The sequence below is a fragment of the Nodosilinea sp. E11 genome, assembly GCF_032813545.1.
Lineage (GTDB): Bacteria > Cyanobacteriota > Cyanobacteriia > Phormidesmidales > Phormidesmidaceae > Nodosilinea.
Map to the genome: position 1 here is coordinate 3,697,555 of NZ_CP136520.1, position 14,697 is coordinate 3,712,251.

Below are 14,697 nucleotides of genomic sequence, written 5' to 3' on the forward strand. Positions count from 1 at the left end.
ACCTATACGGTCTCTATGAATATTCTCCTGGTCTATCCGCGTTTCCCCAAAAGCTTTTGGTCTTTTGACAAAACGCTAGAACTGGTTGGGCTCAAGGCACAGCTTCCTCCGCTGGGTCTGGTGACGGTGGCAGCTATCTTGCCCCAAACCTGGGACTATAAGCTGGTAGATCGCAATGTGCGCGAGGTGCGCGAGGACGAATGGCAGTGGGCCGACATCGTGGTGATCTCGGCCATGATCGTTCACCGAACTGACTTTTTTGACGCCGTGCAGACCGCTAAGCGGTACGGCAAGCTGGTGGCGGTGGGCGGTCCCTACCCCACCTCCATGCCCCACGAATCTGAGGAGGCTGGGGCCGATTTCTTGATTCTCGACGAAGGGGAAATTACCCTGCCGATGTTTGTGGAGGCGGTGGAACGAGGCGACAAACGCGGCACCTTCCGCTCTGGTGGCGAGAAGCCCGCCGTCACCGATACCCCGGTGCCTCGCTACGACCTGCTAGAGATGGATGCCTACGCCGAAATGTCGGTGCAGTTTTCGCGGGGCTGCCCCTTTCAGTGCGAGTTTTGCGACATCATTGTGCTCTACGGTCGCAAACCCCGCACCAAAGACCCGGAGCAGCTGCTAGCCGAGCTTCAGTGCCTCTACGACCTGGGCTGGCGGCGCAGCATCTTTATGGTCGATGACAACTTTATTGGCAACAAGCGCAACGTCAAGCTGCTGCTGAAGGCGATGAAACCCTGGATGGAGGAGCACGGCTATCCCTTCTCCTTTGCCACCGAGGCCTCGGTAGACCTGGCCCAAGATCCAGAGCTGATGCAGATGATGGTTGACTGCAACTTCGGCACCGTCTTCCTGGGCATCGAAACCCCTGATGATGACAGCCTGAACTTGACCAAAAAGTTTCAGAATATGCGCGACCCCCTCTCGGAGTCGGTGATTTCTATTGCCCAGGCAGGGCTGCGGGTGATGGCTGGACTGATCGTCGGCTTTGATGGCGAAAAATCTGGGGCCGGTCGGCGCATTTATGAATTCGTGGAGCAGACCGCTATTCCCACTGCTCTAGTGAGTATGCTGCAAGCCCTGCCCGACACTGCCCTCTGGCACCGGCTCGAAAAAGAAGGCCGTCTGCTGGGCAAGAGCGCCGACATCAACCAGACCACCCTGATGAACTTCGTGCCCACCCGGCCCATTGAGGAAATTACCGAAGAGTACATCCAGGTGTTTTGGGATCTCTATGACCCGCTGACGGTGCTCAACCGCACCTTCCGTCATTTCTTAATGCTGGGTGAGGCTCAAAAACGCAACTACAAAAACCGCACCACTTCTGCCGGTGCCCCCGATATCAACTGGATCACCATTCGCGCTTTTTTGATCGTGGTATGGCGGCAGGGCGTGGTGCGTAAGACTCGTCTGCGCTTTTGGATCAATCTGGCGATTATGCTGTGGCGCTACCCAGCGGTGGCGGCTAACTACGTGTCGGTGTGTGCCCAGGCCGAGCACTTTTTAGACTTCCGCCAGATTGTGCGGCAAAACATCGAAGAGCAACTGGCGGCTTACCTAGAGGCGAAAAAAGCCACCGATCAGGCTACAGCCGCCACCGAATCTGTAGCGGTACCCGTGAGTTAATTTCAGCTTTCATGGGCAAGTCCTGACACAATGGCCGAGGAACTTCAAATTCCTCGGCCATTGTGTTGAGCAGGTCGCTGCCAAGGAATGTCGCCAACCTAAGCTTGAATTAGAGCTGCTATCTTCTTTCTTAGACACACCTAACGTCTTTAGCGATCGCCCGTCTCCCCTGGCACCGCATTGGTCAGGCACGATCGCCGCCACTGTTGGTAGGCCCGCTGATAGTCGGCCCAGGCTTTGAGCTGACCATTGGGACCTTCGTAGCGGTGCTTGAATTGCTCCCAGCAGACTTTTTCTTCCATAGGGGCCTCGCCGCTTATTCAGAAAAACTTGCATTGGATCCTAAATTAATAATGCCAGAAACACTGCCGTTGTAGCGAACTCTGCAACACAACTTGAGTTTTTGGGGATGGATAGATACGGGTCGGTAGGCTGAGGGGGCGATCGCCGTCGCCGTCCCAGATGTAGCGCTAAATCTAGCGAAAAGTTGATTTCCAAACGCTACATCTGAAGATAATCCGTTATGATGATCGACCATTGGGGCGATCTGCTAAGCCTGGGGTAAGATTCTGCCGATTCATGTGGTTTCCTACTGCCCGGTCTGGGTGATAACGCACCGACTTGACAACGCACCGATCTACGTACTCTCTTGCTAGCAAAAGGCTGATCCCCATGGTTCAAGAACTTCCTCTGACCCGGTCGCAGGGGCCATTCCCTGAGGCAGCTCCGGCGGCGTTTCCCGTGTTTTACCGCACCTACAGCCGCCGGGGCGAGGTGGTAGAGGGGCAGCGCGAAACCTGGGATCAGGTGTGCGATCGCACCCTAGCCGGTCTAATCGAACTCGGCAACCTTACCGACGACGAAGCCGCCCTGCTCAACCGCATGCAGCGTCAGGTTAAGGCCCTGCCCTCCGGTCGCTGGCTGTGGGTGGGCGGCACCGCCTGGAGCAAACAGCCCGAGAATTTTTCGGGAGCCTACAACTGCACCAGCACTAACGTAGTCGACTGGCGCGCCTTTGGCCTGATGATGGATCTAGCCATGATGGGCTGCGGCACCGGGGCGATGCTTGAGCCTAAATACATCAGCCAAATTCCCGCCATCCGCAACCGCATCACCGTCACCATGGCGGGCGACATTGGCGAAACCCCTGTGGCTGAGCGACAAGAAAAAACTGACGTCACCATTGATGGCAACCAGGTCACCATCCGCGTCGGCGACAGCCGCCAGGGCTGGGTCAAATCCTACGAGACCCTGCTAGAGCTGTCCACCGATGATCGCTTCACCGGGGAAGTCCAGGTCACCATCGATCTGCGCGACGTGCGCCCCGCTGGGGAAAAACTCAAGGGCTTTGGCGGCGTCGCCAACCCTGTCCGGTTATCGATGCTCTACGATCGCTGCGCCACTATTCTCAACAAAGCCCACGGTCGCCAGCTCAACTCGGTCGAATGCTGCCTGCTCATCGACGAAGCCGCCGCCTGCGTAGTGGCTGGTAACATCCGCCGCTGCTTGCCCGAAGATGCCCTGGTGCACACTTCAAAAGGGCTGGTGCCGATTCGAGATGTTCAGGTGGGCGATCAGGTACAGACCCCCCTGGGCTACCGGCGAGTGGCCAATAAGTTTGACCAGGGCGTTCAAGATGTGTACGAGATTGAAACCAATGGCCCCCTGCCCAGGGCAACCCTAAACCACCGCGTAGCCGTCTTGACCGATGCCAAGGGGCAGGTGCAGTGGAAGCGGGTTGATCAGCTGGAAGCAGGCGATCGCCTTATGCACAGCACCCAAATCCTGTCCGGGTCGCCCACGGCTCTGCCCCCCGATTTCACCGCCACTCGGCCCGACCAAAGTCGCACCGCTAAGGGCCTGATCATTCCGGCGCTGAGCGCAGAGATTGCCTGGCTGATTGGCTTTACCCATGGGGATGGCTACGTGGCTCTGGGCCGCAACAAGCACGACAAGCCCTACGGCCGTGTGGAATGGGCCATGAACGGCACCGACATTGAAACTACCACTCGCCTTCAGCAGAAGTTGGATCAGGCGATCGCTCAGTTTGGTCTGACCGCCACCCACGGTGTCGTCGCTGGAGAGAACACTGCTAAATCAGTTTGTTCTTCTATTCGCCTGGCAGAATACTTTCACCGCTACATCAAGCAGGCCAGCCAGTCTCTCGTAGTTCCCAGCTTCATTTTGCAGGGTTCTATAGAGGTACGAGCAGCTTATTTGGCAGGCTTAGTTGATAGCGATGGGGCCGTCAACAATCGGCCTCCCCACCTGCTGACTACGGTATATCCAGCCTTTGCCCGCCAGGTAGCAGCAGTGCTATCGAGCCTGGGCATTGCCGGACGGTTGACCCTGGTGCGTCCCCAAGTCGAGTCATGGCAGATCAAGTACAACCTCACTATTCCAGCCCTCAAAGGCCAGTACAACAGCCTAATTGCTCCCCATTCGGTCAAAGGCGAGCTGCGCCAGGGGCTAAAGATGTATGGCTTTACCGTACCCGGCACGCTGATGCGAGAGGTCTATACCTACAGCGAAATGCGGGCCATGGGCTTTGAAGGATCGCGCCAAACCGATTCTAACTACGAGCGCTATGTGGCTGAGGCTGATATCAGCCTAGATGTGCCTGTGACGGTGAAGGGCCTCGGCAGCTACAACTCCATTCAGACCTACGACATTGAGGTGGAAGAGGCCCACTGCTTCTACTGCGACGGCTACCTGACGCATAACAGCGCCGGAATGCGCCAGTTCGACAGCAATGACGAGCTGGCCGCCAGCGCCAAGGACAACCTCTGGCAGCAAGACGCCGAGGGCAACTGGCGCATCGATCCTGAGCGCGACGTGCTGCGCATGGCCAACCACACCCGCGTCTTTCACACCAAGCCCAGCCTGCAAGACTGCGTGGATTCTGTGCGTAAGCAGTTCTACTCAGGCGAAGGGGCGATCCAGTGGGCTGGAGAAGCGAAAAAGCGGGCCGGAGCCGACGATCGCTACGGTCTCAACCCCTGTGTAACCGCCGATACCTGGGTACACACTGGCGATGGACCCCGTCAGGTAAAAGATTTAATTGGTCAGCAGCACAGCACCTATGTCAACGGAGAGCTATTTAGCACTACCCCTGAGGGCTTTTTCTATTCGGGAACCAAGCCAGTCCTGAAACTCACGACCCAAGAAGGTCAGACCCTGCGTCTAACCGGTAACCATCGAGTGCTGAAGGTGACGGCCCAAACTCAAAAATCTCAGTACACAGAATGGGTCGCTGCGGACACCCTTCAGCCTGGCGATCGCGTCATGCTGCACAACCATCGGGGCTTGCAGCCATGGGATGGCCTAGGCAATGCTGAGGCTGGCTGGCTCCTGGGGAACCTCGTGGGCGATGGCAGTCTCACCAAAACTCAGTGGAATGACTCAGCGCTACTGCGGTTCTGGGGCGATTCCCAGGTAGAAATGAGCGAACATGCGATCGCTCTCTTGACTACTACCGTCAGCTATGAACGCCGGACAGACTCGGCTCACTATCACACCCAACTCAAGCATCGCGTGGTGAACTCTGCCGGTCTGGCTCGGTTAGCGGCTGAATTTGGCATTGCTCCAGGGCAAAAAGCCATGACGGCTGCGATCGAGCAGGGAAGCTACGAATTCTATCGGGGCTTTTTGCGAGGCTTTTTTGATGCCGACGGTAGCGTTCAAGGGCATCAGACCAAGGGTGTCAGCATTCGTCTGGCCCAGAGTAACCTCGCCAACCTAGAAGCCGTGCAGCGGATGCTGGGTCGCCTAGGCATCGTGGCAACCATTTATCAAGAGCGACGACCCGAGGGCCATCGATTGCTGCCCGATACCCATCGTGAGCCTGCCCCTTACTTCTGCCAGGCTCAGCATGAGTTAGTGATCGCCAACGACAACTTGCAGGTTTTTCAGAGCCTAGTTGGTTTTCGGGAACCATCCAAAGCCGCCAAGTTGGATGACTTACTTGCTAACTACAAGCGCCGTCCCAACCGGGAGCGGTTCACGGCAACGGTAGCCACCCTCGTGCCCGACGGTGTGGAGGCTGTTTACGACTGCACCGTCCCTGGCCCAGCTCGATTTGATGCCAATGGTTTTGTCGCTCACAACTGCGGCGAAATCCTCGGCTCCAACTTCCACTGCAATCTGGCGGAAGTGCACCTCAACCAGCTCGATCCTGAGAATTTGAAGGATCAAGAGGATGCCTTTACTGCGGCCGCCCTTTCCGTAGCTGTGCTGCTCAACCACCAGTTCCAAGAACCTCGCTACCAGAAGTCACGTTTGGAAGACCCAATCGTGGGCGTCTCTTTCACTGGGCTGTTTGACTTCTTTGTGCTCGCCTTTGGGGTCGAGTGGCTGCGCTGGTGGGAGGCCGGTCGCCCCGACACCATGCAGGGTCTTGATTTCAAAGCCCGAGAGAAAGAGTATCTAACCCGCTGGAAGGATATTGTGCATCGGGTAGTGGGGGAATACTGCGATCGCCATAACCTAGTTCGCCCCAACCGCTGCACCACTGTGCAGCCTGCGGGCACCAAATCCTTGCTCACCGGGGCGAGTCCCGGCTGGCACCCCCCCAAGGCTCAGCGATTCATTCGCCGGATCACCTTCCGCAAAAATGATCCGGTGGCGATGGCCTGCATCGACTACGGCTACACCGTCGTGCCTTCCCAGGCCGACAAAGACGACAACGGCAATTTGCTCAACGACCCCTTCGACCCCCGCTGCACTGAGTGGCTGGTAGAAATTCCGGTCGAAGTTCTCTGGGCCAACCTGCCCGGTGCCGATGAGATCGCCATTGAGAAATTCTCGGCGGCAGCCCAGTTTGACTTCTACATGCAGGTGCAGAAGTACTACACCACCCACAACACCTCGGCCACCATCGAGTTTCGCGAGCCAGAGCTAGAAGACTTGGCTGAGCGCATCTACCAGGTGATCCAGAACGACGAGGGTTACATCTCCGCCGCCTTGCTGGCTCGGTTTGACGACCTGCAAACCTTCCCCCGGCTGCCCTTTGAGCCCATCGACAAGGCCACCTTCGAGGCTCAGAAACAGCAGGTAGAAGCACGGCGCGGCACCGACAACTTTCACGCCGCCCTGTCGCGCTACGACGCGGGTGAGGTGATCGAAGCTGGCCCTGCGGGCTGTGATTCCGACAAGTGCATGATGCCGGAGAAAAAGCCCGACTAGGCAAGGTTTGGATAGGGAGATAGCAAAGGGTTGCCTGACTTAGTCAGGCAACCCTTTTTTGCGGCTACAGCGTCGTGATTAGAAGATCACAGGCCATTCGTCATGGCTGATGCAGCCAACTGTCAAGCCAAGTCAGCTTAAGTTGCTCAGATCATCTAGGCTATCTAGAAAATCATCAGAGTCGAGATCTGAGGGCGGAGGACTGAGCAGCGCATCAAGGTCGAGATTTTCAGTGTCAAAGTCGGTGTCTAGGCCTAAGCCATCGTCTTGACCCGTTTCAAGTTCCCTATCAAGCAAGGCAGACAGACTGAGGTCAGCTTGGTTGGTTTGTTCAGGGAGCGGGGTAGTTTCAGGCTCTAGGGAGAAATCGTTAAAGTCGAGGTTAGTGTCGGCGCTAGCGGTTAGGTTAGCTTCGTTGGCAGCGGCGATCGCCTGGTCTAAATCAAACGGGTCGTCGATTACCGGGGCGGAGGTTTCAGGCGCAGCAGGTTGCAGCAGTTGTAGCTGTGCCTGGTAGCTTTGCTCTAGCTCTTGGGTGCGCTGGGTCAGTTCAGCTTGATAGTGCTCAATTTTTTCGGCCAGTTTTTGTTCATACTCTTCGCGCAAGCTGGTCTCTAGCTCTCGGCGCAGGTTGAGTTCTAGCTCTGGCACCGAGGGTTCTTGGGTGGCAAAGGCCGGGCTGCTGGCCTGGGCCATTTGCAGCCGGGCCTCATACTCTTGCTCCATTTGAGCGAGGCGCTGAGCCATCTCGTCTTGGGACTGGGCAATGCGATCGGCCAGGCGCTGGTCATACTCCGCTCGCAACCGGGCTTCTAGCTCAGCCCCCTCAGCCGCATCGCCGCTACCACCGGTTGATGTCTCGGGCACCAGATCCCCCAAGGGTAGGGTATTGGTCTCCTGGGCCAGGCTAGCTTCGTCTTGGTAGTGAGCGATCGCCTCTGCTAGGCGCTGATCATACTCTTGCTGGGTCTGCGATCGCACCTCAGCCAGTTTCTCATGCAGGTGCTGCTCATAGGCCTGCTGCATTTTAGCGGCAACCTCTTTCAGCCGGGCTTCGTATTGCTTGCGAATGCGCTGCTCGGTAGAGCTGTCGGCATCGATAGGGGCACCGCCGATCAGACTCTGACGAGCCTGGTACTCAGCCTCTAGCTGACTGCGCTGCTGATCAGTCTGGGCGGCATACTGTTCAATTTTTTCGGCCAGCTGCGCCTCATAATCTTTTTGGAGCTGCTGGGTCGCATCGCGCAACCGCTGCTCGTGGGCTAGCTCGAGATCGGCTTGGCGCTTTTGGCTTTGGTGCAAGGCTTCAGTCAGCTCATTTACCTGCCCCTGACGCAGGTAATACCCTACGATCACCGCTAGCAGTAGGCCAATTAAAACCGCAACGATCAGACCCTGCATAAGTTGAGGCATGGTGTTTCTTCCCCTGTAGAACGTCAAGACGAGTCGTAGAGTATCCACGCCTGAGGGGCAGAAAACCACCAACCACCCCGCCTTATCCGCCAATTTATTGACGATCAATCATATACGCTGCCCCGCATTTGGGATCTTCAACTTTACCCCTGCCTAGGGATTAGGAGCGGTGATCTAAGGCTCAAAAACTCCCTTTTCTCCTCTCCCTTTTCCATAACATTTATGACTAGACCCTGGAGTAGCTCGGCGGGCCATTGGGCTCATCCTTTACAATAAATGTATCGAATTCTAGTCAGGCGGGTAGGGTCCAACATCTCCCCTTGACGGTCTATTTTTACCTTTACGCCTTTGCTTATGACCCATTCTTCCCACCGTCAGCCGACAACCGCTACCTCTGCCTCCCCTACAGCTGAGGCAGAGGATGACGCCTTGAAGTTGGCCTATGCCATTGCCGCTGCTGCCGACGAGCGCAAAGCAGGCAACATCACAATCATGCAGGTGGGGGATGTATCGTATCTAGCCGATTACTTTGTGGTAGCCACCGGCTTTTCGGCGGTGCAGGTACGGGCCATTACCCGCTCGATCGAAGCTATTCTCGAAACCGACTACAACCGTCGTCCGTTGCGGGTCGAAGGTCAGGGTGAAGGCAGCTGGATTGTGATGGACTACGGCGAGGTGATGGTCCATATCTTTATGCCCGAGGCGCGGGACTTTTATGATTTAGAGGCCTTTTGGGGCCACGCCACTCAACTGGTCTACCAACCCTCAGGCCAGCACTTCAGCCCGTCCCAGTTCTAAACGTTCAGCCATTTCAGACCGTGTTCTTTGGGGCGGCTGACAGCCTCGAAAAAGGCTACAGAACGTCAATTTCTGGGGCAGCGATTCCTATTGGCAGGCAATTCGTTTAGGCTATAGCTAGTTTTGAGTAGCGTCGGTGGTCATGCCTCAACGATGTCCGGTACCGGCTGAGCAGCAGCCCCTCAACGAATACCAAGACGTACAAGAGTCCTGGTTTTACGGCTGGGGCAGCCGCGATTTGACAGGCTACCTCAAGCCGCTGATCGTGCTGTGGCTGGCAGGCGGTGCCGTTGCCGGGCCAATGGCCGCCGCTAGCTTTATGCCCGCTAAACATCCTCTCCTCTTTAGCCTTAGTGCGGCTATGGGGGCGCTAGTGCTGCCGCTGCTGGCCCTGCTCCAGCTCTACGTGGGGTGGGCCCATGTGGGCGGGCGGCTGCGTCAAACCACGGTGCCCTACGAAGAATCGGGCTGGTACGACGGTCAGCTCTGGGTTAAGCCAGAGGACGTGTCGAATCGCGATCGCCTGATCGTAGACTACCAGGTACAACCTGTGCTCCGGCGCATTCGTCGCACCCTAGGGGGCATGGCCCTCCTGTTAGCGCTAGGGCTAATTCTTTGGCCTCGCTAGCAACCCCTTGCCCAGCGGTACAGCGACCTACGCTGCGATCGCACTAAACCAATCCTATTCATCACCCCAGAGCCTTCATTATGACCAGCAGTCGGGTTAATCGGCACCAAACTAAAGAGCTAGAGATCCAGCTTTTGCGGGAAGGGATTGTAGAGTCTACCCATACGGCCCACGTGGCGGTCTGCGACAACCGAGGCCGCACCCTATCGGTGGCGGGCAATGGCGAACTGGGCACCTTCAGCCGGTCGGCCCTCAAGCCCTTCCAGGCCCTTGCCGTAACCGCCGCCGGGGCCTTAGAGCGCTACGCCCTCGACGATCGCGACCTAGCCATCATGTGCGGCTCTCACCAGGGCACCATCGAGCAGGCACGCCAGGTCTTTCACATTCTCTGGCAGGCCGATCTTGACCCCACTGCCCTGCGCTGCCCCACCCCGGCTGGCAAAAATAGCCCCCTAGAGCACAACTGCTCGGGCAAGCACGCCGGTATGCTAGCCGTCTGCCAACAGCGCAGCTGGCCCCTAGAAAGCTACCTCGATCGCAACCATCCGGTGCAAAAGCTGATTTTGGGGCGCATTTCAGAACTGCTGGGCATGCCCTCTGACGAGTTTATCTGCGCCCACGACGACTGCGGTGCCCCCACCTACTTCATGCAGCTCAGCCAAATGGCCACCCTATTTGCCATGCTGTCGTCGGGCAGCAACTTAGATATGGAGCGCATTGTGCGAGCCATGACCAGTCACCCCGAGATGGTGGGCGGCCTCGACACCTTCGACACCACCCTGATGAAACTGACCCATGGATCTTTGGTGAGCAAATCTGGAGCTGAGGGCATTCAGTGCATTGGCCGCGTGGGCGAAGGGCTGGGCCTGTCAATCAAGGTAATCGACGGGGCCAAGCGCGCCAAATATGCCACCGCCATCTTCACCCTGCGCCAACTCGGCTGGATTACGCCTTCAATGGCCGATACCCTGGCCGAAACCTACATGGAAATTGGTGACTTTAAGCGGTTAGACGTCGTCGGCGACCTACCGATGATGTATTAAGGGCACAAGGGGGGCGGGTAGCTCTAAAAACTTGAACCCTAAACCCCTTGCCCCGTAACCCTTACAGCCATTTTTTGGTCTTGCCGAAAAAATAGTTGGAAAATAAATTGTTATTCGAGCACATTTATCGCTATACTGATTAAGCCGACGCGGGGTAGAGCAGTCTGGTAGCTCGTCGGGCTCATAACCCGAAGGTCCATGGTTCAAATCCATGCCCCGCCACCAACATGATAGAAAAGGCTTCTAGGTTTCTAGAGGCCTTTTTTATTGGCTATAGCTTGGCCAACGTCCCCCCAGTGGGCGATAGTGGGGTTTGTTCAACCGATTGAGGCCAGTCTAATGGCTCAGCCCAAGATTATTGTTCTCGACGATGACCCCACCGGTTCCCAGACGGTGCACAGCTGTCTTCTACTCATGCAGTGGGATGTCGATACCCTGCGCCAGGGGCTGCGGGATGACTCGCCAATTTTCTTTGTGTTGACCAACACTCGCGCCCTGACTCCCACCACTGCCGAGCAGGTTACCCGCGAGGTCTGCCACAATCTTAAGGCCGCGATCGCCCTTGAAGGCATCCAAGACTTTCTAGTCGTCAGCCGGTCTGACTCCACCCTGCGGGGTCATTACCCGGTCGAAACCGATGCGATCGCAGCTATCCTCGGCCCCTTTGACGCCCACTTTCTCGTGCCTGCCTTTTTTGAAGGAGGCCGCATCACGCAAGACAGCATTCACTATCTGATGGTGGATGGCCACCCCACCCCTGTCCACGAAACTGAGTTTGCCAACGATTCTGTCTTTGGCTACAGCACCAGCTACCTACCCGATTATGTGGCCGAAAAAACCGCTGGGCGCATTCCGGCTGAAGCGGTCGAACGCTTTACCCTCACGAACATGCGGGCGGGTTCCCTCGATCGCCTGATGGCCCTGGAGCACAATGTCTGCTGCGCTGTCGATGGCGAGACCCAGGCCGACCTCAACCAATTTGCTCAAGATCTACTCACCGCCGCCGCCCAGGGCAAGCGCTTTTTGTTTCGCAGTGCGGCCAGCATTCTCACCGCCCTGGCGGCCCTGCCCCCCCAACCCATTGACGCAGACCACATGGCCACCTATGTACGCGGTGGCGTACCTGGGGCGGTGATCGTGGGCTCCCACGTCAAAAAGACGACTCAGCAGCTTGAACGACTGCTAGCTGAGCCTGGGGTGATCGGTCTTGAGGTAGCTGTGGCCCAGCTGCGCGATGGCACAGCCACCCACGCTGAGTTGCTTGCGACCCTGCTCCAGCAGGTTAAAACGGCCCACAGCAGTGGCCAGGTGCCCGTGGTCTATACCAGTCGCCAAGAGCTTACCTTTGACACTGTCCAGGCCCGCCTCGACTTTGGCGTCGCCGTCTCATCTCTCCTGATGGATGTGATCAAAGGCCTACCCGCTGACATCGGCTTTTTGATTAGCAAGGGCGGCATTACCTCCAACGACACCCTCAGCACCGGCCTTGCCCTGCGAACCGCCCGCTTGCTCGGCCAAATTCTCCCTGGCGTTTCCGTCGTGCGTACCCCCGTTAATCACCCCCAGTTCCCTGATCTGCCAGTGGTGCTGTTTCCCGGCAATGTGGGAGATGACGACGCGCTGGCGATCGCCTACCGACGCTTGATGGGGCAATAGCCACCCAATTGCAAGAGCAGGGGGAATGTTTGAGCTAACCTCTCCCCGCTCTCGGCCTGGAACGCTTAGCGGCTGGCTGACTTGCGGTCTTCCCGCAGCTCTTCAATCAGCTGGGCCAGTTGGGCGCTATCGGCGTGATAGATTTCATTGCAAAAATGACAGATGGCCTCTGCTCCGTCATCGGTTTCGATCATGTCTTGCAGCTCCTCTTCGCCGAGCATTTTGAGCGCTCCCAGCATGCGATCGAAGGAGCAGGGGCAAGAAAACTGCACCATCTGAGTTTCGGGGAGAATCTCTAGGCCCAGATCACCGACTAGATCAGCAAAAATCTGCGGTAGGGTTTTGTTGGCTCGCAGCAGTGGTGTAAACCCCGTCAGAGCGGCCAGTCGGCTTTCAATTAAAGCCACCATTTCGGTGTCTTCGGCAGCTCGGGGTAAAATTTGCAGCAGCAGTCCTCCGGCGGCCTCTACACCATTAGCACCCACAAACACCCCCAACATCAGGGCTGAGGGAGTTTGCTCTGAGGTCACCAGGTAGTGGGTCAAGTCATCGCCAATTTCTCCAGAGACTAGCTCAACCGTGCTGGAGTAGGGGTAACCAAAACCCATGTCACGCACGACGTACACGTAGCCATCGTGGCCCACGGCCCCGCCGACATCGAGTTTGCCTTGGGCATTGGGAGGTAGCTCAATGGCAGGGTTATCGACGTAGCCCCGCACAGTACCATCCATACCGGCATCGACTAAAATACCGCCCAAGGGGCCATCGCCCCGCACTCGAATGTTCACCCGTCCTTGGGGCTGCTTCATACTAGAGGCCAGCAGCAGCCCAGCCGACAGCGTGCGGCCCAGAGCCGCCGTAGCCACATAGGACAGGTGGTGGCGCTGCCGGGCTACCTCGGTCAATTTGGTGGTAACGACGCCTACCACCCGGATTCCCCCATCGGCAGCGGTGGCCCGAATAAGTTGATCTACCATGCGCTCCCTAGCCTTACTTAATATTGCTTATCAATTATTGTAGAAGGTTTGAGGGGTATAGGTTTGAGGGGGGTTACCGACCCAATGGCGATCGCATCATAGCGCCGCCCCTCTCTCATCTCACGGGTTTTCTTTTGGCATACTGAAAGGTGTTGTTTGCGGGCACGTCACCACCCTATGCTAGGCACATTTCAACACAGCCGCCTTCGCATCGAATTAGAGGCCACTCAGGGGCAAATTCAATCCAGCTTGGTGCAGCCCAGCCAGTTCAGTCAATGGCTTTGGCCCCAGCGGTTTAGTCAGGGCCTACCTGATGAATTGCACAGCGATCTGAGCTTCAACAGCTATGTTGGCCCCATCGCAGTTCACCACCAGGTCACCCAGGTCACCGATCACAGCTTGCACATGGTGCTATCGGGAGGAATCGACGGGTTTCATGAGTGGTATTGGGGCAATCAGTGGGTGCAATCGCGCCTCGAAGGAATAACCGCCTTACCCCTAAACCTAGGCCATAGCTTGGCGATCATGCGGCTACGGCAGTATTTACAGCCGTCTACCAGGCCCAGCACATAGCCCTATACCAATAGCGCCTACGCCGGTGGCATCACACTGAGAGAACTGGCCCTAGCGTCTGTACCAGCTCATCTAAAAACTGGGCTTGGGCTTTAATAATTCGCCGTTTGGCCTCTGCTAATGGAAACCAGGCGGCTTGATCGACCTCAGGAAACTCCTTTAGCACCCCTGAATTGGGTGGCCACTCCAGCACAAAGGTATTGCTGTGCAGGTTAGCAGGGTTGAAGTTGCCCTCAAAGGCCCAGGCAAATACCAGCTTGCCTCCGGCCTGACGCACTGGCCGCAGGGGGCGAAAGTCACCTACCGGGGCCTGGCCAGTTTCTTCAAAAAATTCTCGTTTGGCGGCGGCAAAGGTGTCTTCGCCAGGGTCGATTTCACCCTTGGGAATGGTCCAGGCTTGCCAGCGGCGATTGACCCAGTAAGGGCCACCGGAGTGCACCAGCAGCACCTCCAGGTGACAATTCTGGATTCGATACATGAGTAGCCCTGCGCTTTTTTTAGCCATGGCAGCGATCGCACTATACCTCAGCACCTCTCCCAGGCCAAGGCATGCTGGCCTCAGATCATCAGTATTTACACACTACACCCAGGAACTCTATCGACCAATTAGATTGCATCTAATTTAAATTGCATCTAATTAGGTGGCACTCGGTTTAGGACAGCCCGTTGACCCGGAGTAGCTAGAGCTCATTGATCTCCAGAGTTCCCAAGATTATCCCTACAGCACCTCTACAGTAGCTCAGACAGCCATCTCTAGATAGCCCCAGCGTATGAGCACCGGGTAAAATCCCCGGAA

The 14,697-nt window shown here is 56.9% G+C and carries 11 protein-coding genes and 1 tRNA gene; 8 read left to right on the forward strand and 4 right to left on the reverse strand.

Annotated elements, in window-relative coordinates:
- The first annotated feature begins 15 nt into the window (after positions 1–15).
- Positions 16–1,629: a B12-binding domain-containing radical SAM protein gene (locus tag RRF56_RS18585; protein ID WP_317034653.1), complete on the forward strand. Its 1,614-nt coding sequence runs from the start codon at positions 16–18 to the stop codon at positions 1,627–1,629.
- Between the two features lie 149 nt (positions 1,630–1,778).
- Here RRF56_RS18585 and RRF56_RS18590 read toward each other — a convergent pair whose 3' ends face one another.
- Positions 1,779–1,931: a hypothetical protein gene (locus tag RRF56_RS18590; RefSeq protein ID WP_317034654.1), complete on the reverse strand. Its 153-nt coding sequence runs from the start codon at positions 1,929–1,931 to the stop codon at positions 1,779–1,781.
- Positions 1,932–2,301: 370 nt separating this feature from the next.
- On the opposite strand from RRF56_RS18590, the gene nrdJ reads away from it, so the two are divergent.
- Complete coding sequence (gene nrdJ / locus RRF56_RS18595; protein ID WP_317034655.1) at positions 2,302–6,813, forward strand: ribonucleoside-triphosphate reductase, adenosylcobalamin-dependent; 4,512 nt, start codon at positions 2,302–2,304, stop codon at positions 6,811–6,813.
- Positions 6,814–6,945: 132 nt separating this feature from the next.
- On the opposite strand, the gene RRF56_RS18600 is transcribed toward nrdJ, so the two are convergent.
- A complete protein-coding gene (locus RRF56_RS18600; protein ID WP_317034656.1) occupies positions 6,946–8,226 on the reverse strand; it encodes a hypothetical protein in 1,281 nt (426 codons plus the stop codon).
- Positions 8,227–8,580: 354 nt separating this feature from the next.
- On the opposite strand from RRF56_RS18600, the gene rsfS reads away from it, so the two are divergent.
- From rsfS to RRF56_RS18625, 5 genes are all read left to right on the forward strand, one after another.
- Complete coding sequence (rsfS, locus tag RRF56_RS18605) at positions 8,581–9,024, forward strand: ribosome silencing factor (RefSeq protein ID WP_317034657.1); 444 nt, start codon at positions 8,581–8,583, stop codon at positions 9,022–9,024.
- Between the two features lie 142 nt (positions 9,025–9,166).
- Positions 9,167–9,652 (forward strand): CGLD27 family protein, encoded by a 486-nt coding sequence (locus RRF56_RS18610; RefSeq protein ID WP_317034658.1) that lies wholly within the window; start codon positions 9,167–9,169, stop codon positions 9,650–9,652.
- Between the two features lie 80 nt (positions 9,653–9,732).
- Complete coding sequence (locus tag RRF56_RS18615) at positions 9,733–10,695, forward strand: asparaginase (RefSeq protein WP_317034659.1); 963 nt, start codon at positions 9,733–9,735, stop codon at positions 10,693–10,695.
- A gap of 148 nt (positions 10,696–10,843) precedes the next feature.
- Positions 10,844–10,920, forward strand: a tRNA-Met gene (locus RRF56_RS18620).
- 114 nt (positions 10,921–11,034) lie between these two features.
- Positions 11,035–12,351: a four-carbon acid sugar kinase family protein gene (locus RRF56_RS18625; protein ID WP_317034660.1), complete on the forward strand. Its 1,317-nt coding sequence runs from the start codon at positions 11,035–11,037 to the stop codon at positions 12,349–12,351.
- Between the two features lie 65 nt (positions 12,352–12,416).
- On the opposite strand, the gene hslO is transcribed toward RRF56_RS18625, so the two are convergent.
- Positions 12,417–13,328 (reverse strand): Hsp33 family molecular chaperone HslO, encoded by a 912-nt coding sequence (hslO, locus tag RRF56_RS18630; RefSeq protein WP_317034661.1) that lies wholly within the window; start codon positions 13,326–13,328, stop codon positions 12,417–12,419.
- 177 nt (positions 13,329–13,505) lie between these two features.
- Between hslO and RRF56_RS18635 the strand changes: the two genes are divergently transcribed.
- Positions 13,506–13,901, forward strand: a complete 396-nt coding sequence (locus tag RRF56_RS18635; protein WP_317034662.1) for a hypothetical protein — start codon at positions 13,506–13,508, stop codon at positions 13,899–13,901.
- A 31-nt stretch (positions 13,902–13,932) separates the two neighbouring features.
- On the opposite strand, the gene RRF56_RS18640 is transcribed toward RRF56_RS18635, so the two are convergent.
- A complete protein-coding gene (locus tag RRF56_RS18640; RefSeq protein WP_317034663.1) occupies positions 13,933–14,406 on the reverse strand; it encodes an NUDIX domain-containing protein in 474 nt (157 codons plus the stop codon).
- Between the last annotated feature and the right edge of the window lie 291 nt (positions 14,407–14,697).

Coding starts and splice junctions, on each gene's coding strand:
- RRF56_RS18585 (WP_317034653.1), top strand. CDS start 16: ATGAATATTCTCCTGGTCTATCCGCGTTTCCCCAAAAGCTTTTGGTCT.
- RRF56_RS18590 (WP_317034654.1), bottom strand. CDS start 1,931: ATGGAAGAAAAAGTCTGCTGGGAGCAATTCAAGCACCGCTACGAAGGT.
- nrdJ (WP_317034655.1), top strand. CDS start 2,302: ATGGTTCAAGAACTTCCTCTGACCCGGTCGCAGGGGCCATTCCCTGAG.
- RRF56_RS18600 (WP_317034656.1), bottom strand. CDS start 8,226: ATGCCTCAACTTATGCAGGGTCTGATCGTTGCGGTTTTAATTGGCCTA.
- rsfS (WP_317034657.1), top strand. CDS start 8,581: ATGACCCATTCTTCCCACCGTCAGCCGACAACCGCTACCTCTGCCTCC.
- RRF56_RS18610 (WP_317034658.1), top strand. CDS start 9,167: ATGCCTCAACGATGTCCGGTACCGGCTGAGCAGCAGCCCCTCAACGAA.
- RRF56_RS18615 (WP_317034659.1), top strand. CDS start 9,733: ATGACCAGCAGTCGGGTTAATCGGCACCAAACTAAAGAGCTAGAGATC.
- RRF56_RS18625 (WP_317034660.1), top strand. CDS start 11,035: ATGGCTCAGCCCAAGATTATTGTTCTCGACGATGACCCCACCGGTTCC.
- hslO (WP_317034661.1), bottom strand. CDS start 13,328: ATGGTAGATCAACTTATTCGGGCCACCGCTGCCGATGGGGGAATCCGG.
- RRF56_RS18635 (WP_317034662.1), top strand. CDS start 13,506: ATGCTAGGCACATTTCAACACAGCCGCCTTCGCATCGAATTAGAGGCC.
- RRF56_RS18640 (WP_317034663.1), bottom strand. CDS start 14,406: ATGGCTAAAAAAAGCGCAGGGCTACTCATGTATCGAATCCAGAATTGT.